This is a genomic window from Caloranaerobacter sp. TR13, from assembly GCF_001316435.1.
Classification (GTDB): domain Bacteria; phylum Bacillota; class Clostridia; order Tissierellales; family Thermohalobacteraceae; genus Caloranaerobacter.
Genome location: NZ_JXLL01000002.1, coordinates 120633 through 140459 on the forward strand (window position 1 = coordinate 120633; position 19827 = coordinate 140459).

The 19827-nt window shown below is 29.7% G+C and carries 14 protein-coding genes; 12 read left to right on the forward strand and 2 right to left on the reverse strand.

The window, feature by feature from the left end:
• Positions 1 to 89 precede the first annotated feature (89 nt).
• The 9 genes from TR13x_RS03700 to pulA all read left to right on the forward strand — a co-directional run bounded on the left by TR13x_RS03700 (position 90) and on the right by pulA (position 12475).
• Entirely contained in the window at positions 90 to 1829 is a 1740-nt protein-coding gene (locus TR13x_RS03700) for an ABC transporter ATP-binding protein (RefSeq protein WP_054870554.1), read from the forward strand.
• A 118-nt stretch (positions 1830 to 1947) separates the two neighbouring features.
• Entirely contained in the window at positions 1948 to 2058 is a 111-nt protein-coding gene (locus TR13x_RS11410) for an RCKP-type rubredoxin-like domain-containing protein (protein WP_152912108.1), read from the forward strand.
• A 93-nt stretch (positions 2059 to 2151) separates the two neighbouring features.
• Entirely contained in the window at positions 2152 to 2568 is a 417-nt protein-coding gene (locus TR13x_RS03705; RefSeq protein ID WP_054870555.1) for a bacteriohemerythrin, read from the forward strand.
• A 383-nt stretch (positions 2569 to 2951) separates the two neighbouring features.
• On the forward strand, positions 2952 to 4685 hold the full coding sequence (locus tag TR13x_RS03710; protein ID WP_054870556.1) for a glycoside hydrolase family 13 protein: 1734 nt from the start codon (positions 2952 to 2954) through the stop codon (positions 4683 to 4685).
• A 114-nt stretch (positions 4686 to 4799) separates the two neighbouring features.
• Complete coding sequence (locus tag TR13x_RS03715; protein WP_054870557.1) at positions 4800 to 6095, forward strand: maltose ABC transporter substrate-binding protein; 1296 nt, start codon at positions 4800 to 4802, stop codon at positions 6093 to 6095.
• Positions 6096 to 6185: 90 nt separating this feature from the next.
• A complete protein-coding gene (locus TR13x_RS03720) occupies positions 6186 to 7478 on the forward strand; it encodes a carbohydrate ABC transporter permease (protein ID WP_054870558.1) in 1293 nt (430 codons plus the stop codon).
• Positions 7475 to 8365: a sugar ABC transporter permease gene (locus TR13x_RS03725; protein ID WP_082394773.1), complete on the forward strand. Its 891-nt coding sequence runs from the start codon at positions 7475 to 7477 to the stop codon at positions 8363 to 8365. Before TR13x_RS03720 ends, TR13x_RS03725 begins: the two co-directional genes overlap by 4 nt.
• A 145-nt stretch (positions 8366 to 8510) precedes the next feature.
• A complete protein-coding gene (locus tag TR13x_RS03730) occupies positions 8511 to 9515 on the forward strand; it encodes a LacI family DNA-binding transcriptional regulator (RefSeq protein WP_054870559.1) in 1005 nt (334 codons plus the stop codon).
• A 44-nt stretch (positions 9516 to 9559) separates the two neighbouring features.
• Entirely contained in the window at positions 9560 to 12475 is a 2916-nt protein-coding gene (gene pulA, locus TR13x_RS10900) for a type I pullulanase (protein ID WP_082394774.1), read from the forward strand.
• 60 nt (positions 12476 to 12535) lie between these two features.
• Here the strand turns inward: pulA and TR13x_RS03740 are convergent, their stop codons facing one another.
• Positions 12536 to 14041, reverse strand: a complete 1506-nt coding sequence (locus tag TR13x_RS03740; protein WP_054870560.1) for an alpha-amylase family glycosyl hydrolase — start codon at positions 14039 to 14041, stop codon at positions 12536 to 12538.
• A 94-nt stretch (positions 14042 to 14135) separates the two neighbouring features.
• On the opposite strand from TR13x_RS03740, the gene TR13x_RS03745 reads away from it, so the two are divergent.
• The 3 genes from TR13x_RS03745 (at position 14136) to TR13x_RS11230 (ending at position 18861) form a co-directional block, all read left to right on the forward strand.
• On the forward strand, positions 14136 to 16097 hold the full coding sequence (locus TR13x_RS03745; RefSeq protein ID WP_054870561.1) for an amylo-alpha-1,6-glucosidase: 1962 nt from the start codon (positions 14136 to 14138) through the stop codon (positions 16095 to 16097).
• A 40-nt stretch (positions 16098 to 16137) separates the two neighbouring features.
• Positions 16138 to 18411 (forward strand): TIM-barrel domain-containing protein, encoded by a 2274-nt coding sequence (locus tag TR13x_RS03750; RefSeq protein ID WP_054870562.1) that lies wholly within the window; start codon positions 16138 to 16140, stop codon positions 18409 to 18411.
• A 69-nt stretch (positions 18412 to 18480) separates the two neighbouring features.
• A complete protein-coding gene (locus tag TR13x_RS11230; protein ID WP_054870563.1) occupies positions 18481 to 18861 on the forward strand; it encodes a hypothetical protein in 381 nt (126 codons plus the stop codon).
• Between the two features lie 90 nt (positions 18862 to 18951).
• Here TR13x_RS11230 and TR13x_RS03760 read toward each other — a convergent pair whose 3' ends face one another.
• A complete protein-coding gene (locus tag TR13x_RS03760; RefSeq protein WP_054870564.1) occupies positions 18952 to 19806 on the reverse strand; it encodes a diguanylate cyclase domain-containing protein in 855 nt (284 codons plus the stop codon).
• Between the last annotated feature and the right edge of the window lie 21 nt (positions 19807 to 19827).

The following is a 19827-nucleotide window of genomic DNA, read 5'->3' on the forward strand; positions in this document are numbered from 1 at the left end:
GATTTGATTGACATACTTGTAATAATATTCTATAATACTTGAAAACCTTTAACAAATGAGCAATGACGATAATTGATAGGAGGGGGAAAATGATAAAAAAATTTATTTCATATTATAAGCCTCATATGAAATTATTTATTTTAGATATGGTATGTGCTTTTTTTGTTGCAGTATTAGACCTAGTATTTCCTATGATAACAAGACAAATAATTAATGACATAATACCAAACGGTAAGATAAGAACATTATATATCTTTACAATAGTATTAGTAGTTTTATATATTTTTAGAGCTGTTTTTAACTATATAGTTGATTATTGGGGGCATGTAGTTGGTACTAGAATGGAACACGACATGAGAAGAGATTTATTTGCTCATCTTCAAACATTAGATATAAGTTACTTTGATAATACCAAAACAGGACAAATAATGTCTAGAATTGTAAATGATTTAAATGAAATATCAGAATTGGCTCATCATGGACCAGAAGATTTATTTTTATCAATAATAATGCTTATAGGTTCTTTTATTATACTTATGACTATAGATTGGAGACTTACATTAATAGTATTTATTTTTGTTCCTGCTATGATATGGTTTGCTATTACAAAGAGAAAGAAAATGACAGAGTCATTTAGAAATGTAAGGAAAAAGATAGCTAATGTAAATGCTCAGCTAGAAAACAGTATTTCAGGAATAAGGGTTGCAAAATCTTTTGCAAATGAAGAATACGAAATGCAAAAGTTCAGTATAGGTAATAGAGAATTCAAGGAATCTAGAGAGTTTGCGTTTAAATCTTTGGCTGAATTTTTTACAGGTATCAATTTTCTATCCAACATGTTAAATGTTGTAGTTGTAAGTGTTGGTGGCATATTTGTATACAAAAAGATAATTAATACTGGAGATTTAGTTGCGTACCTTCTTTATGTAAATTTCTTTATGCAGCCTATTAGAAGACTTACTCAATTTACTCAGCAATATCAAACAGGTATGACTGGTTTTGAGAGGTTTATGGAAATCTTGAGTATAGAGCCCAATATTGTTGATAAAGAAGGAGTTATAGAGCTTAATAATGTTAAAGGTAAAATTGAGCTAAAGAATATATCGTTTAGCTACAATGACAAAAAGAATAAAGTTTTATCAGATATAAATTTAACTATTGAAGCTGGTAAGACATTAGCACTAGTTGGACCTTCAGGAGCAGGTAAGACTACTTTATGCCATTTAATACCTAGATTTTATGAAGTTGATTCAGGAGAAATTTTATTAGATGGAATTAACATTAAGGATATTTCTATTAAATCTTTAAGACGAAATATAGGATTAGTTCAGCAAAATATATTTTTATTTACAGGTACTATAAAAGAAAATATTTTATATGGTAGACCAGATGCTAGTTTTGAAGAAGTAGTTGAAGCTGCTAAAAATGCTAATATACATGATTTTATTATGAGTTTGCCAAATGGATATGATACATATATAGGTGAAAAGGGAATAAAGCTTTCAGGAGGTCAAAAGCAAAGAATATCAATAGCTAGAGTGTTCTTGAAAAATCCGCCTATACTTATTCTTGATGAGGCAACATCTGCTTTAGATAATGAAACAGAGATTATTATTCAACAGGCTTTAGAAAGATTATCAAAAGATAGAACAACTATTGTTATTGCACATAGGTTGTCTACTGTTAAAAATGCAGATGAGATTGTAGTATTAACTGATAAAGGAATTCAAGAAAGAGGAAAGCATGAAGAATTAATCAAGAAAGACGGTTTATACGCTAGACTTTATAAGGCACAATTTAAAGGCTTTATACCAGATAATGTTGCTTAGAATATTTAATGTTTAAAAGAAAAAATATCGGGTATTTAGTTAAAAGATTTGTATATTAATTAAGTAACTTATTACAATCGTAGTTGGAGTATGGAGAATAGAGGAAAGGGGGATAAAAATGGCTGTTTGGAAATGTACAGTTTGTGGAGAAACTAAAGAAGGTAGATGTAGACCTAAAACTTGTCCAAAATGTGGTGCACCTAAAGATAAGTTTGAAAAAGAGAAGTAAAACAATCTTAAAAGCGGCGTTTGCCGCTTTTTATACGTTAATAAAGAAATAATACATATAGATAATTTTATTGAAAAGAAGGTGTTGATTTAGATGTTTAAATGGAAAGATGAATATTCGACTAGAATAAATATTTTTGATGAAGAACATAAGAAACTTTTTGAAATAAGCAACAGATTATATGATTTGATTAATCTAGATGATAAAATAGATAGATATGATGATATTATGGAAGTTATGCATGAAATGGAAGAATATGCAAAGTATCATTTCAAACATGAAGAAGAACTTATGCAAAAATATAACTATCCACCAAGAGAGTTTTTTAAACATATATCAGAACATAAAACTTTTTTCATGGAAGTTGAAAAGGTTATGTCTAAAGATATTGATGAAGAACAAAGAGAAGTATCTGAGCATTTAGTTACATTCTTGGTTGATTGGATTACAAATCACATATTAAAAACGGATATGAAGTATACTGATTTTTTTGCTAGTAAAGACATTTAGGACTAGAAAAAATAGCTCATATGAGAATTTAGCTCGTGTGAGCTTTTTTTTGTTTTAAATTAGGTGTAGCTTATAGAATGAAGAAGGCTAAAGTTTTATAAAATTTTAACTATAAAGAGGAGCTTTTTAATTTTTGTAGAAGTTAATTGAAAAAACTAAAACTTAAAAAAGAAGGTTATATTATGTTTTTTAAGACATCTGATGGAATAGAATTATTCTATGAAGTCTATGGCGAAAAGAAAGATATTCCTGTGGTTTTTATACACAGTCATTATATAAGGTTATATTGACACTAGAGTAGGGAAGTGCTATAATAATAATGCAAACGGTTGCATAAATCTCGACAATTTTTTCTATAACAAGTTTCTAATAAGAGGTGAAATATGAATCTACAAGCAATTTATCACAAACCAAAGAGTAATTTTTGTTATGCATATGATGAAAACGTTATTCATATAAGGTTAAGAGCTGCAAAAGGAGATATAAAGAAGGCTGTCTTGATATATGGAGATAAGTATCAGTGGGATAAAAGACAAGAGTTAGTCATGGAACTAACAGGCTCTGATGATCTTTATGATTATTTTACAGTAGAGGTTAGCCCTAAAAACAAGAGACTTGCATATTATTTTAAGGTCCAGGGAGATGCAGGTGAATTTTATTTTACTGAATGGGGACTTATAAAAGATATTGATGAAAAAGAAGTGTATCTACATTTTTTCCAATATCCATATATGAATAAAGAAGATATTCATAAAGTACCAGAATGGGTTAAAGATACAGTATTTTATCAAATATTTCCTGAAAGATTTTTCAATGGTGATACATCAAATGACCCAGATAATTTAACAAAGTGGGGAGAGCTACCTACTTCAAATAGTTTTTATGGTGGAGATTTAAAGGGGATTATTGAAAAGCTTGATTATTTAGAGGAATTAGGTATTAATGGTATCTACCTTACTCCAATATTTGAATCACCGACTAATCATAAATACGATACTAAGGACTATTTTAAAATAGACCCTCATTTTGGGGATTTGCAGACCTTGAAGGAACTAGTTTCTAAATGTCATGAAAGAGGCATTAGAGTTATTTTAGATGCAGTGTTTAACCACTGTGGTTATTTCTTTGAACCATTTCAAGATGTTATTGAGAAAGGTAAAGAATCACCTTACTATAACTGGTTTCATATACACAAATGGCCAATAGAAACTAATCCTCCAAGTTATGATACATTTGCATTTGTATATCATATGCCTAAGCTAAATACAGATAATCCAGAAGTAAGAGAGTATTTATTGAAAGTTGCTAGGTATTGGATTGAGGAAGCAGATATTGATGGTTGGAGATTAGACGTTTCTGATGAAGTGAGTCATGATTTTTGGAGAGAGTTTAGAAAAACGGTTAAAGGTGCTAAAGAAGATGCTTATATAGTAGGAGAACTTTGGCTTGATGCTTATCCGTGGCTTAGAGGTGACCAGTTTGATGCAGTAATGAATTATCCGGTTATGAGAGCTTTATTACAGTATTTTGCTTATGAAAATATTTCAGATAGACAGTTTAAAGAATTAATTAACAAAACTAGAATGCGAAATACTGAGCAAGTTAATGAAGTTATGCTTAATTTAATAGAGAGTCATGACACTTCAAGATATTTAACGGAGTGTAATAAAGATATAAATAAATTGATGATGACAGCTACATTTTTATTAACTTATGTTGGAACGCCTTGTATATATTATGGAACTGAAATTGGTATGGAAGGCGGCCATGATCCAGATTGTAGAAGAACAATGGATTGGAATAAGGAAAATTGGGATTTAGAATTATTTAATTATTATAAAAAGCTAATCAGATTGAGAAAACAGTATAAAGCATTAAGAAGAGGTAAATTTAAATGGATTGATAATATAGAAGGGATAATAGGGTTTATTAGAGAGTATGAAAATGAAAAAATGTTTATTTTAATTAATAATCATAATTTTGATAGAGAAGTAATATTAAATAATAAAGGCAAGTACATTGACGGTTTGACAGGTGATGTTTTTAAGTCAGACAAAGCTTTATATGTTAATGTACCTAAGTATTCAGCTAGAATTCTTGTTTCTTCTGAAGATTAAAAATAGTTTGACATATTTTCAAAAAAGGTTTATAATTAAATTGTGCAAACGGTTGCAGAGATTAGCAACCATAAAACTAACATAATTATTTTAATTTAAAGAAGGGGGATTTACATGAAAAAATTTCTAAGCTTCTTACTTATTGCTGTACTAGTGTTCTCACTAGTAGGATGTGGCGCTAAACAAGAGCCAGTACAAAACAATAACCAAAATGAGACAAGCCAAGAAAATACTTCACAAGAGAATACTTCACAAGAACTAACTCCTGAACCAGGTGCAAAATTAGTTGTTTGGGAGAGTGAAGGTTCAGAATCAGAATGGATACAATATGTAGCTAAAAAGTTTACTGAAAAGTATGGTGTAGAAGTTACTTATGAAGCAGTTTCTAATGTTGATGCAAAAAATAAATTAGCTACTGATGGACCTGCAGGTGTGGGTGCTGACGTATTTGTTGCTCCTCACGACCATACTGGAGAATTAGTAGCTTCAGGTTTAGTACAGCCTAATGATATAACTGCTGATAGAGTGAAAAACGATTTCATGAAGGCAGCCGCAGATGGTGTTTCTTTTGAAGGACAAGTATACGGTTATCCATTAGCTATAGAAACTTATGCTTTATTCTATAATAAAGATATAATTTCAAAAGCACCTGAAACTTATGAAGAGATTATAGAGTTTGCAAAAACATACAATAATCCAAATGAAAATAAGTATGCTTTAATGTGGGATGTTGCAAACGCTTACTTCTCACACAGCTTTATAGCTGGTAGTGGTGGATATGTATTTGGTAACGGTGGAACAAACAAAGATGATATAGGTTTAAATAACAAGGGTGCTGTTGAAGGTGCTAAGTTCATGGTATCATTAAAAGAAATATTACCATTAAATTCAGCTGATACTAACTATCAAATCATGGATGGTTTGTTCTCAGAAGGTAAAGCAGCTATGATAATAAATGGACCTTGGGCAGTTAAAGGTTATCAAGATGCAGGAGTTAATTTCGGTATAGCTCCACTACCAAAGTTACCAGGAGGAAAACATCCAGCAAGTTTCTCAGGAATTAGATCTATGTTTGTAAGTTCATATACTAAGTATCCAAATGCTGCTAAATTATTTGCTAAGTTTGCAACTTCAGACGAAATGCTTTTAAAGAGATTTGAAATAACTAAGCAGATACCACCTGTTAAAGCTCTTATGAAGGAAGATATTATTAAGAATGATGAAGTTGTAGCACCATTCTTAGCTCAGGCTCAATATGCAGTTCCAATGCCTTCAATCCCACAAATGGGAGTTGTATGGGAACCATATGGAGCAGCATTTGCATCAATGTGGAATGATGGAGTAGATCCGCAAGAAGCACTAGATAATGCAGTTCAAACTATTAAAGAAGCAATAGCATCACAAGAGTAGACTAGAATAAAATAATATAGAATCTAGTCATTTACGGTACCGTAAATGACTAGATTTTTTTAAAGAAAGATTTGTGGTAGGAGGGAGAAAATGAAAAGATCTACTAAGGCCGCAGTACTATCCACAGTTTTCATGGGACTAGGACAATTTTATAATAGAGAGATTATAAAAGGTATAGTTTTCTCTATATTTGAACTTATAATACTTATTTTCACTATCCCATATTTTAAACGCTCTCTTTGGGGACTAATTACTTTAGGAGAAAAACCCTTACACTTTGTAAATGGTATTGCACAAGGTGATCATTCAATTATTCTGTTAATACAGGGTATTATTTCCTTGCTATTAATAGGACTACTTATGGTAATTTACTTTGTAAACATAAAAGATGCAAAAAATACAGCTGAGCTTCTTGAAAGAGGAGAAGAAAGAAGAACATTCAAAGAGTTTTTAAAATATGTTTGGGATAAATATTTTCCAATGTTCATGCTTACACCAACCATTTTAGCAGTTACTTTTGTTACATTACTACCTATAATTTTTACTTTCTGTATTGCATTTACTAATTATTCAAGCCCATATCATTTACCACCAAGGAACTTAGTTGATTGGGTAGGATTAAAGAACTTCCGAAACTTAGTGAAACTAAAGATTTGGAGTTCAACATTTTTAGGTGTTGCTAAATGGACAGTTATTTGGGCAGTTTTAGCAACTATTACAACATATTTTGGAGGATTATTATTAGCATTATTGACTAATGCGAAGGGAATCAAGTTTAAAAAGGTTTGGAGAAGTATATTTATATTACCATATGCTATACCTGGCTTTTTATCTTTGTTAGTAATGCGTTTAATGTTTAGTGGACCAGGTCCTATAAACAACATATTAGTTAAGATGGGTGTAGCACGTATTCCTTGGCTTACAGATCCAACTTTGGCTAAAGTTGTTATATTACTTGTAAACCTGTGGCTAGGTTCACCATATTTTATGGTGTTAATGTCTGGTATTTTAACTAATATTTCTAAAGACTTGTATGAAGCTGCAGATATAGATGGAGCTACAAGTAGACAGAAATTCTATAGAATAACTCTACCAATGGTACTTTATCAAACTGCACCTTATTTAATATTATCTTTTGCTTACAACTTTAACAATTTCAATAATATATACTTATTAACAGATGGAGGACCTGTAAATTCTGCATACAAATATGCAGGACATACTGACATCTTAGTTTCTTGGATTTATAAGTTGACTTTAAACCAAAATCAATTCCATATGGCTGCAGTAATATCAATAATAATATTCTTTATAGTAGCTAGTATTTCATCATACAGTTTTATTAGAACGAAATCCTTTAAAGAGGAGGATATGATAGGATGATAAGTCTGTCAGTAGAAAAAAATACAGCAGGTAACAAAAATAATAAAACTAAAGAGAATAATGGTAAAAGATATTTAACAAAAGTTATATTATATGCTATATTGTTATTTTTATCAATTATAGTACTTGCACCAGTTATTTGGATAATAGGTTCATCATTAAACCCAGGAAATAGTTTATATGGATCTAGTTTAATACCTAAAAACCCAACTTTGATACATTATAAAGAATTATTTATAAAAACTGATTTTGCAAGATGGTATTTAAACACGCTAAAAATTGCAACAATAAACATGATACTATCAGTTATATTTACTACTTTAACAGCTTATGTATTTTCAAGGTTTAAATTTAAAGGTAAAAAAATAGGGTTAGTAAGTATGCTTATATTGCAAATGTTTCCTAGCTTCTTATCTATGACTGCTATATATGTACTATTAATGCAAATAGGATTATTGAACACTCATTTAGGGTTAATACTCGTATATGCCGGTGGACAAATACCATATAATGCATGGTTAGTTAAAGGATATTTTGATGGTATACCAAGAAGTTTAGATGAAGCAGCTAGAATAGATGGAGCTTCAAATTTAACTATATTCAGAAAGATTATTTTACCAATAGCAAGGCCAATAATTACTTTTATTGCATTAACTCAATTTACTGCTCCTTGGATGGATTATATTCTGCCAAGATTAATACTAAGAAGTGCTGATAAGAAAACTTTAGCTATGGCTTTATATGAAATGGTAACTGGACAGCAAAATACTAAATTTACTATGTTTGCTGCAGGTGCTATTTTAGTTGCTATACCAATAACTTTATTGTTTATTTATCTACAGAAGCATATAGTGGAAGGTTTAGCAGCAGGAGCTACAAAAAGTTAATTTAAAATTTGAAAAAGCATATAACAATTTAATATAATTTATAGTATGTAAAGTGTGTAGAAAATGACTTTAAAATGCTTGGTTTAACAATATATCAAAACAAATTAAAAACTAGGCAATAAAATAAAAGTAGGAAGTGAATAGTATGCCAGTTACAATAAAAGATGTTGCTAAATTGGCAAAAGTATCTCCATCGACGGTTTCTAGGGTAATAGCTGATCATCCTAAGATAAGTGATGAAACGAAGAAAAAAGTATTTGAAGCAATGAAAAAATTAAATTATCATCCTAATGCTATTGCAAGAAGCTTAGCAAATAAATCAACAAGGACTTTAGGATTAATATTACCAAATGCTGAAGAAGATTTATTTATAAACCCATTCTTTGTTCAAGTAATGAGAGGTATAAGTGTCTATGCTCAAAAGAAAGGCTACTATATAATGTATACTTACAGTAATAATGAAAATGAAGAGATAGACTTCATTAAAAACTATATTTATAGCAAATGGGTTGATGGCATAATTCTTTTAACTGTAAGAGAAAACGACAAATGTATTGAGTATTTGAAGGAAAATGGAAAATATCCATTTGTTGTAGTTGGTAGACCAGAAAAATCAGATGGAATATTATGGGTAGATAATGACAACTTTAAAGCGATGTATGATGTTGTTAATTATTTAATTAATAAAGGGCATAGAGATATAGCTTTTGTAGGTGGACCTCATAATCTTAACGTTACTAAAGACAGATTAGATGGATATTTAAGGGCGTTAAAAGTACATGGAATCTCTGTTGATGAAAAACTTATTTATGAGGAAGTTGATTTTACAGAAACAAGAGGTTATGAAACTATGATGGAGATTTTAGAATATAAAGAGCCTTCTGCTGTTGTTACAACAGACGACTTGTTGGCTTTTGGTGTTTTAAAGGCTATAAAAGAAAAATCAACAAGCAAAATAGCAGTTGTTGGTTTTAATAATACGCCTTTAGCTGAATATCAGCAACCAAAGCTTACTTCAGTAGACATTAAAGCAGAAAAGTTGGGTTATTATGCAGCAAAGCTTTTGATTAAAAAACTTGAAAATGAAGATGTTGAAACGAACCATTATATAATTGATACAGAATTGATAGAGAGAGAATCTACTATTTAACCCTACTTTGTAGGGTTTATTTTGTATATTTTTGGGGGGATATAATGAGAAAGTTAAGTTTATTTTTAATAATAGTTATGTTAATGCAGGTGTTTGTAGGGTGTGTTAACCAGACTTCAAAAGATGTAAATAAAGACATAGAAAATAAAACTGCAGTTGAAGATACGAAAAGTGAAGAAAATAAAGGTTCAAAATTAATAATTCATTATCATAGATATAATGATGACTATGATAACTGGAGCTTTTGGATATGGCCTTATGGAAAAGAAGGAAAGGCATATCATTTTACTGGTGAGGATGAATTCGGAAAGATTGTAGAAGTACAATTTAATGAAAAGCTTAAAAAAGTTGGAGTAATCCCAAGATTGGGTAACTGGGAAAAGAAAGATATCAATATGGACAGATTTATTGAACTTAAGGGAGATGTAACAGAAGTTTGGATGTTAGAGGGTGTAGAAAAGATTTATTATAACAAAGAAGAGGCTAGTACAAGACCTAAAATATTAAGTGCATTTTTGGATAGTAAAAATGAAATAGTAGTTGAACTTACTAACTTTATGAAATTGACAGGGAAAAATAATGAAGGGTTTACTGTAAAGAGTGCTGACAAAGAGTTAGATATTAAAGAAGTTAAAGCAGTAAAAATTAGAAGAAAAAACTCAAAAAAATATGGTTTTGAGACAGTTATGAATGATACTAAGGTTAGGTTTATTTATTCACCAGACATAATAGGTTATACACCTAAAAAAGATGAAAAAGTATATGTTATAGGAGACTTTAATGGTTACAGTATAGATAAAAAGTTTGAAATGAAATTTAACGAAACTTTTAATGTTTATGAATTGATAGCTGACATTGGAAAAGAAACTGGTATTGAATACGGTCAGAATTTTACTTTCGCTGTGGCATCACAAAAAGATATTACCTTTAAGTATAAAGACAAGTTTATTTTAGATAAATATTTAGGAAAATCAGCAAAGATATTTAAAATACTTTTAAAAAATGATGTAGATCTTTCAGAAAAAATTATTGTATATCATAAAGACTTTAAGGAAAGGAATGTGGAAATGAGAAAAGTACTTGAAAGCGAAGAGTTTATATACACTGGAGATGACTTAGGTGCTACATATACAAAAGACTATACTATTTTTAAAGTTTGGTCACCTGTTGCAGAGAGTATGAAGGTAGTTATCTATGAAGACTATAAAGATAATACAGGCAAAATATATCCAATGTCAAAAGGCGAAAAAGGTGTTTGGGAGCTTAAACTTAACGGGGATTACAAAAATAAATATTACAATTATAGAGTTACTATTAATGGAGTAGAAAAGGAAACTCCAGACCCTTATGCTAAGGGAGCTACTGTAAATGGGAAAATGGGTATGATAGTAGATTTTGATTCTATAAATCCTGAAGGTTGGGATGAACAAAAAATTCCAGCCCCTATAAAACCAACTGAAGCAGTTATATACGAGATGCATGTTAGAGATTTCTCTGTAGATAAGAATTCTGGAATTAAGAATAAAGGAAAATATTTAGCTTTTACTGAAAAAGGAACTAAAGGGCCTAACGGTGAGGTTACAGGGCTTGATCATTTAAAAGATATGGGCATTACTCATATACATTTACTACCGGTGTATGATTTTGCTAGTGTAGATGAAACTAAAGAAGGACAGTATAATTGGGGATATGACCCTTATTTATATAACGTACCAGAAGGTTCTTATTCTACAAATCCTTACGATGGAACTGTAAGAATAAAGGAATTTAAAGAAATGGTTAAAGCATTGCATGAAAATGGTATAAGAGTAGTAATGGATGTTGTATTTAATCATACCTATACAACTGGAAATTCTCCATTTGATATACTTGTTCCTAAATATTATTATAGAACAGATTCTTCTGGCAAATATACAAATGGGTCAGGATGTGGAAATGAAACAGCATCTGAAAAGCCTATGATGAGAAAGTTTATAATAGATTCAGTTAAATTTTGGGCTACTGAATATAAAATAGACGGATTTAGATTTGACTTAATGGCTTTACATGATATTGATACTATGAAAGAAGTAGAAAAAGAGTTAAGAAAAATTAATCCGAATATATTAATTTATGGAGAACCTTGGACTGGTGGTTCATCAGCATTATCCCCAACTAAACAGTTGAGAAAAGGTAAGCAAAAGGGAATGGGTATAGCAGTATTTAATGACGATTTTAGAAATGCTATAAAAGGTGACAATGATGGTGAAGGAATTGGATTTGTAAATGGTGGTTTAGGTTTAGAAAATGAAATTAAAAAAGGAATAGTAGGAATGATTGATTACAGTAGCAGAATAAAAGGATTTACACAAGAGCCTAGTGAAACTATAAACTATGTAAGCTCTCACGATAACTTATGTTTATTTGACAAATTTGAGAAGAGTAATCCAAACAATACTCCAGAAGAAAGAGAAAAGATGAATAGATTAGCATTATCAATAGTTTTAACATCCCAGGGTATACCTTTTATACAAGGTGGTACTGAAATATTAAGAACAAAACAAGGTAATCACAACAGCTATAATGCAGGCGATGAGATTAATAAAATAGATTGGAGTAATAAAAGTAAATATAAAGAAACTTACGAATATATTAAAGGCTTAATAGCATTGAGAAGAAGTCAAAAAGTAATGACACTAGATAAGGCAGAGGAAGTGAAAAAATATTTAAAGTTTATTGAAGCTCCGAAAAATTCAGTTGCATATTTATTAACTTCTCCATATAAAGGTGACTTTAAAAATATTTTAATTATCCACAATGCAAATAAAGAAGAGATAGAAATCAAACTTCCATTAGAAGGAGAATGGAACATCATAGCTAATGAAAAAGAGGTAAATATAGAAGGAGTCAGTGGGGTTAACAAAGCAGTTGAGAGTGTAAAAGTTAAACCATTATCAACTTATATTCTATATAAAAACTAATTAAAAAGCAGCCGGTTTCGGCTGCTTTTCATTTATATATGTTTTAAGAAGGGATTAGTTTTAGTTAGAAGTAAGTATAATTACTTCTAAAGGCTTTAAAGTAATATTTAAACTGCCATTTTTACTATGGTAAGTTTTATTATTAAAAACATCTGTATAACTAGAATTATTATCTTTTAAATTAATAGTTACATCCTTTTCTTTAGTTTGCAGATTGTAAATTATAATAAACTTACTATTACCCTTTTTTCTTATATAAGAAAGGAAATAACTATCATAATTTAACAATTCAAAATCTCCATTATAAAGAGCTTCATTTGAGTTTCTAAGAGACGTTAACTTTTTAAAATAGCTTAGCATTTCTGAGTTATCAATTTTATCCCACTCCATATCCCTTCTATTATCTGGGTCATCTCCACCTTGCATAGCAATTTCTGTCCCATAATATATAATAGGTATTCCTGGATATGTCATTATGAAAGTTAAAGCTTGCTTTAAATAAGCTTTTCCATTCTCTTTTGCTTCAGTTACTAATCTTCTGTTATCATGATTATCTACAAAAATACCATTTAATTCAGGGTTTGTAAAAGCTGATTGTCTTTTTATCGCATTAACTAAAGAGTTAGCTTTTCCAAATCTAGTAAAAGTTTTGCGAAGCCCAGTATAAAGTGGATAGTTTGTCAAAGAATCTATTCCTAATTCATGATATTGTTCTAAATATCTAGGATTATCATGCCAAACTTCTCCTAGTAGGAAAAAGTTTGGATATTTTGATTTAATTTTATAAGCAAACTCATTCCAAAAACTTTTAGGTACATGTTTGACTGTATCAAGTCTCAAACCATCTATTCCTGTTTGTTCAATCCACCATAAGGCATTATCTATAAAATATTTTTTAACTTCAGGATTATCTTGATCTAGGTCAGGTAAACCGAATATCCAGCCTTCTTCAAGTTGTTTTTGGTCATTCCAATTAGAAATATTCTTTTTTGGATGGAACCAATCCTTATATTTTTCATCTTTTAACCATGGAGACTTATACCCTGTATGATTTACTACATAATCAAGTATTATCTTAATATCTCTTTTGTGTGCTTCTTGAACGAGTTCTTTTAAATCGTTTAATGTACCTAAATGTGGATCGACTTTATAAAAGTCATTAATCCAGTATCCGTGATACCCACCATATTCATTTTTAAAAACAGGAGTTATCCAAATAGCAGTTACACCTAGTGATTTTATGTAATCTAATTTTTCTATAATTCCTCTTAAATCGCCACCGTGATATGCCTTTGGATTATTCTTATTTACATCAGGAAAATTATTGTTTTCTTTATTTCCATCATAAAAACGGTCAGTCATTATAAAGTATATTATATCCTTTGAAGAAAAAGTACCACCATTATTTTGTACTTTGTATTTAATTTCATTTGAATTATTAGATTTTGTATCTTCTTTTATATTTTCTATTTGCTGCTTTGTATCAATTATATTATTTTGATTTTGGCAGCCTACAGAAAAAATTAAAGTAAATATTATAAAGAATATTATTAATTTTTTAGGCATAAAAAACCCCCTTGACAATATTTTATTATATTTATAAAATAAATGCAACCGTTTGCATATATTATGTTATAATATTTTGGTAGGAGGTGATGGGGTGGAACTAGGATATTCAAACTGGAGAACTTTTGATGAAGGAATACAGAAAGAATATTTAGTTACAAATGGTCTTGGGAGCTTTTGTTCATCTACTATAATTGGAGCAAATATCAGAAAATATCATGGATTGCTTAATGCTTCCTTAATACCTCCAATAAAGAGATATTTATTACTGTCAAAAATAGACGAAACATTAGAAATAGAAGGAGAAAAATATAAGTTATTTGCTAATCAGTTTATTGGTAAAATTGATAATGGATATTTACGATTAAGGAGATTTAGTAATTATCCTGTACCAAAGTTTATTTATCGAATTAATGATATTAATATAAGTAAAGAATTGGCAATGGAACATGAAAAAAATACTGTAGCTATTATATATAAAGTTAATACTGGCAGTAAAAAGGTGAGGATGACGTTTACTCCATATGTAAACTTTAGAGATCATCATGATACTAGTAAAATAGGTGATTTTAAATATAATCAAAGCTATGAAAATGGAACATTAAAGTTAACTGAGGATAGTACAGGTTTAAGCTTGAAAATAAAATCAAATTGTAAATATGAGGCAAATGAGGATTGGTCCCTGCCTATGTTTTATAAAAATGAAAGAGATAGAGGACTCGAAAGTGTTGATTTTCATTTTATACCTGGAGTTTTTTCTTTTGAAATGGAACCTTATAAAAAGTATAAAATAACTTTTTTAGCTACTATAGAGGATAGCGTTGAATATACTTCAGAAGAAATAATAGAAAATGAAAAGAAAAGACGTACAGAACTAATAAATAAAGCAGGATATTCACATCCTTTTTTGAAGAATTTAGTACTGGCAAGTGATAATTTTATAGTCAAAAGAGCATCTACAAAAACTAAGACAATAATTGCAGGATATCCTTGGTTTACAGACTGGGGAAGAGATACAATGATAGCTTTTACTGGACTTACTTTAACTACTAAGAGATTCGATGATGCTAAAGATATTTTATTAACTTTTACAAGGTATATTAAAGACGGAATAATACCGAATATGTTTCCAGATGAGAATACTCCACCTCTATATAATACAGCAGATGGAACACTATGGTTTTTTTATGCAGTATATAAATATCTTGAATATACTAATGATTTAGAAACTATTAAAGAAGAGATATATCCACATCTTGAAAGCATAATAAGACATCATATTAAAGGTACAATAAACAATATTTATATGGACTATGATGGACTTTTATCTGCTGGAGATGAGGGTACACAATTAACTTGGATGGATGTTAAAGTTGGAGACTGGGTGGTTACACCGAGACATGGAAAGGCAGTTGAAATTAATGCCCTTTGGTACAATGCATTAAAAATTATAGAAGAAATATCAAATAAACTAGGGTATGATGGCAGTAAGTATGGAGAAATAGCAGAAAAGACTAAGAAAAGTTTTCGTGAGAAATTTTGGAATGATAAGGGCAAATATCTATTTGATGTGATACAGAATGGAAAGCCTGTGGACATGCTTAGACCTAACCAAATATTAGCTGTGAGTCTGCCATTTTCGATTATTGATAGAGAAAAAGAAAAGTTAATAGTAGAGAAAGTATATGAAGAACTGTATACTCCATACGGTTTAAGGAGCTTATCCAGAAGACATAAAGAATATATAGGAAAATATGGAGGCGATGTTTTAAAGAGAGATGGTGCATATCATCAGGGGACTGTATGGGCTTGGTTAATTGGTCCTTTTGTTGAAGCCTATGTGAAAGTAAATAACTATTCTAAAGAAAGCAAGCTTAATGCAAAGTATATGCTTGAAGAGTTTTATTATCATATGAAAGATGCATGTATTGGTAGTATATCAGAAATATTTGATGGGAATGAACCTCATTATCCAAAAGGTTGTCCAGCTCAAGCTTGGTCAGTTGGTGAAGTTCTAAGAACATATGTAGAAATAATTTTAGATGGAAATTTTTAAGGCACACAAGAAATATAGTAAAGTACTAAGGAGGGAGATTATGATCAAAAAAACAGAATTTGGTTATGTGATTGAAGGAAGAAAGGGATTTTTAAATATTATTTTCTATGATGATAATATTATACGCTTTGCTTATAGTAAGGATGGAGAAATACCAGAATCCACTCCCGCTGTTATAGTTAGACCTAAAGATATAGAGCACAATCAAGAAGGCAATATAATTAAGACTAAAAGCCTTATAATAGAAATTGATATAGAAAATCTACAAATAAGTATATTCAATAAAAATGGAGAATTAATTAACAGAGATATAAATGTGGATTTAGAAGAAATTAAAATTGAAAAGGAAATTCTTTGGGAAAAAGGATTTTTTGGCCTAGGAGAGAAATATGGCTGGCTAAATAAAAAAGGAACAGAAACTTCAAATTGGAATACTGATGTTATGGGTGTATCTCCAGTTCATAATGCAACTATTAAGGAATACCATACTTCTATACCTTTTTATATTGGATTAAGCAAGAATTTATGCTATGGTATTTATTTTGATAATAGTTATAGAACTTATTTCGACTTAGGTAAAACTAAAGATAATGTATTAAAGTTTAGTTCGCAGGGAGGATATTTAGACTATTACTTTATATATAATGAAAAAGTATCAGAGGTTGTTAAATCATATACTTATTTAACAGGAAGAATGCCTTTACCAAGAAAAGACTTTTTAGGGTATCAGCAGTGTAGATGGAGTTATGAAAATAGAGAAGAGTTAATGGAAGTTGCTAGAAGAATGAGAAAAGAAAATATACCATGTGATGTGCTTTATTTAGATATTGATTATATGAAGGATTATAAAGTTTTTACAGTAGATTCTGATAAGTTCTTTGAATTTAAAGATATGGTATCAGAGCTTAAAGATATGGGTTTTAAGCTTGTTGTTATAATAGACCCAGGTGTTAAAGTTGAAGATGGATACTGGGTATATGAACAGGGCAAAGAAAAAGATTTTTATATAAAAGATAAGAATGGTGAAGTTTATATAGGTGAAGTATGGCCTGGTAAAGCTGTATTTCCTGATTTTCTAAGAGAAAAGGTTAGAAAATGGTGGGGAGAACTTCATAGGGGACTAATAGAAGATGGTGTAGAAGGTTTTTGGAATGATATGAATGAACCTGCTGACTTTACTACAGAATCTAAAGTTGTTCCAGAAGATACGATACATTTAAATGACCAAGGCGAAGAGAAGAGCCATGCTGAAATTCATAATTTATATGGTATGCTTGAAGCTATAGCTACTTATGAAGGGATAAGAAATATTAAGCCTAATGTAAGACCATTTGTGTTGACTAGGGCTGCTTTTGCAGGAACTCAGAGATATGCAGCACTATGGACAGGAGACAATACAAGTATTTGGGAACATTTAGAAGCTAGTATGCCTATGTTCATGAATCTAGGCTTGAGTGGATATTCATTTATAGGAGCAGATGTAGGTGGTTTTATTGGAGATAGTAATGGTGAACTTTTAACTCGCTGGACACAATTAGGAGCATTTACGCCACTATTTAGAAATCATAGTGTTAAAGGGTCTATTAATCAAGAACCTTGGTGTTTTGGAGAAGAAGTTTTAGAAAATACAAGAAAGTTTATTAATCTCAGGTATAATTTTATAACATATCTGTATAATTTAATGAGAGAAAGCTCAATAAATGGACACCCAGCTATTAGGCCGTTATTTTATCATTATCAAGACGATGAAGAAACATATAACATAAATGATCAATTTTTATTTGGAGAGAATATACTAATTTGTCCAATAACAAGACCATATACAAAGGTTAGAATGGTTTATCTTCCTGAAGGTATCTGGTATGATTATTGGACTTTAGAAAAGTTTGAAGGCGGGAGATATATTATTAAAGAAGCTTCAATAGATTCAATGCCTATATTTATAAAGGCAGGAGCTATTATTCCTACGGATAATATAATGCAATATGTAGGAGAAAAAGAGCAGGAAATAACTATTAACTGCTATTTAGGACAAGATTGTGAATATACACTATATTTAGATGATGGAATTAGCTTTGATTATGAAAAAGGCAATTATGCAGAGATAAAGTTTATTATGAAAAATAGTGAAAAAGAAGTTACAATAACATCAGAAGTTATAAAGAATGGATACAAAATTCCTAAAATAAAACTTAGAATTTTAGGTTTAGATTTAAATAGCAAAGTTATTATGAATGGGAATGAATTAGAATTAAATAACCAAAATATAATAGATATTGATGAACTGAATATAGATGTAAAGATTATTAAGTAACATAATCAAAAAACCCCTCTCTAACATATGATGTTATTAAAGTTAAATAGAATAGAGAGGGGGTTTATTATGTATTATAATTATTCATACATGTACGAATACCCAGAGATATACCATGAAGTGTTGCCAAAGGTTAGAGAGTGTATATACAGACATTATCCATATAATTATGGAGTATATCCTTATCCGTACCAAAATCCATATCCATACCCTTATCCTGATGAAGATGAAGTAAGAATAATGGTTGATGAAGTATATGAAGAAATGATAAAAATATATCCAGAAATAGATAAGGATCCATTGGAGAATGGGAGGGCTTCAGCTAATAGAAGACACTATGGTAGAAGAAGATTATTTAAAGATTTAATATTTATTATATTATTAAATGAATTATTAAGAGGTAGAAGACATCCTTATTATGGTTATCCAGGACCAAGATACGGATATTAATGGAAATAAGATGACGGTTCTAATGTATCCTTAAGGAAACATTAGAACCGTCTTTTTGAATTATCATCATAAACTATATTAGATGTTATTCTAATAGTTTAATAGCTTGTACCGATTTCTTCCACTTTTTTTAGCTAATATCATAGCTTTTTTAACACTATTAATAACTTCTTCATCATTACAATCAACAGTAAACTTTGAAATACCTATACTTACTGTAACACTTAGTGTTACTTCATCAAATACAAATTCTTTAGTCATAATATTTATTATTTCAGAAGATATTTTCTCTATAAAATCTTTAGATTTATCTTTTATAATTACTACAAATTCATCAGCATTTATACGAGTTACATCGACATCTAATTCATAATTATTTAAAACAGTTTTAATTCTTTCAGGGACTTCTATAAGAACCTTATCTCCTATATTATAGCCATACTTTTCATTAATCTGTTGAAAATGATCAATATCAATATCTAATATAAAACCGCTATTAATTGAACTAATTTTATTAATTATAATATCTCTATTCATTTCTTTGTTAATCATATTAATCCCCCCACTCAAATTTTGATATGTTAAATTAACTCTAGGAAAAACATTAGTATATAGATTTTTATTTCTATATTTTTTTGGAGAAATACCAAATAACTTTTTAAATGCTCTAGAATAGGATTCATAAGTACAATATTGGTATTTTAAAGCTATATCTAAAATACTCATATTTGATTTTACTAAATCATATGCGGATAGAGATAGGCGGCGTTTTCTTATATAATCTTTAACTGTAGTACCAAGAACATTTGAAAAAACAATATAAAACGAAGATAGTGACATATAGGTTATCTTAGCAATATCTTCAATTTCAATTTTTTCATATAGATGCTCTTCTATATAGTCTATTGCATTTTGAATTCTTTCAATTATTTGCTTTTCAATCATTATACCCCCCCTACAAGATAC

Excerpts from the sequence above, each read along its gene's own strand:
- TR13x_RS03715 (WP_054870557.1), top strand. The coding sequence starts at position 4,800 with ATGAAAAAATTTCTAAGCTTCTTACTTATTGCTGTACTAGTGTTCTCA.
- TR13x_RS03710 (WP_054870556.1), top strand. The coding sequence starts at position 2,952 with ATGAATCTACAAGCAATTTATCACAAACCAAAGAGTAATTTTTGTTAT.
- TR13x_RS03760 (WP_054870564.1), bottom strand. The coding sequence starts at position 19,806 with ATGATTGAAAAGCAAATAATTGAAAGAATTCAAAATGCAATAGACTAT.
- TR13x_RS03730 (WP_054870559.1), top strand. The coding sequence starts at position 8,511 with ATGCCAGTTACAATAAAAGATGTTGCTAAATTGGCAAAAGTATCTCCA.
- pulA (WP_082394774.1), top strand. The coding sequence starts at position 9,560 with ATGAGAAAGTTAAGTTTATTTTTAATAATAGTTATGTTAATGCAGGTG.
- TR13x_RS11410 (WP_152912108.1), top strand. The coding sequence starts at position 1,948 with ATGGCTGTTTGGAAATGTACAGTTTGTGGAGAAACTAAAGAAGGTAGA.
- TR13x_RS03740 (WP_054870560.1), bottom strand. The coding sequence starts at position 14,041 with ATGCCTAAAAAATTAATAATATTCTTTATAATATTTACTTTAATTTTT.
- TR13x_RS03725 (WP_082394773.1), top strand. The coding sequence starts at position 7,475 with ATGATAAGTCTGTCAGTAGAAAAAAATACAGCAGGTAACAAAAATAAT.
- TR13x_RS03750 (WP_054870562.1), top strand. The coding sequence starts at position 16,138 with ATGATCAAAAAAACAGAATTTGGTTATGTGATTGAAGGAAGAAAGGGA.
- TR13x_RS03700 (WP_054870554.1), top strand. The coding sequence starts at position 90 with ATGATAAAAAAATTTATTTCATATTATAAGCCTCATATGAAATTATTT.
- TR13x_RS03720 (WP_054870558.1), top strand. The coding sequence starts at position 6,186 with ATGAAAAGATCTACTAAGGCCGCAGTACTATCCACAGTTTTCATGGGA.
- TR13x_RS03705 (WP_054870555.1), top strand. The coding sequence starts at position 2,152 with ATGTTTAAATGGAAAGATGAATATTCGACTAGAATAAATATTTTTGAT.
- TR13x_RS11230 (WP_054870563.1), top strand. The coding sequence starts at position 18,481 with ATGTATTATAATTATTCATACATGTACGAATACCCAGAGATATACCAT.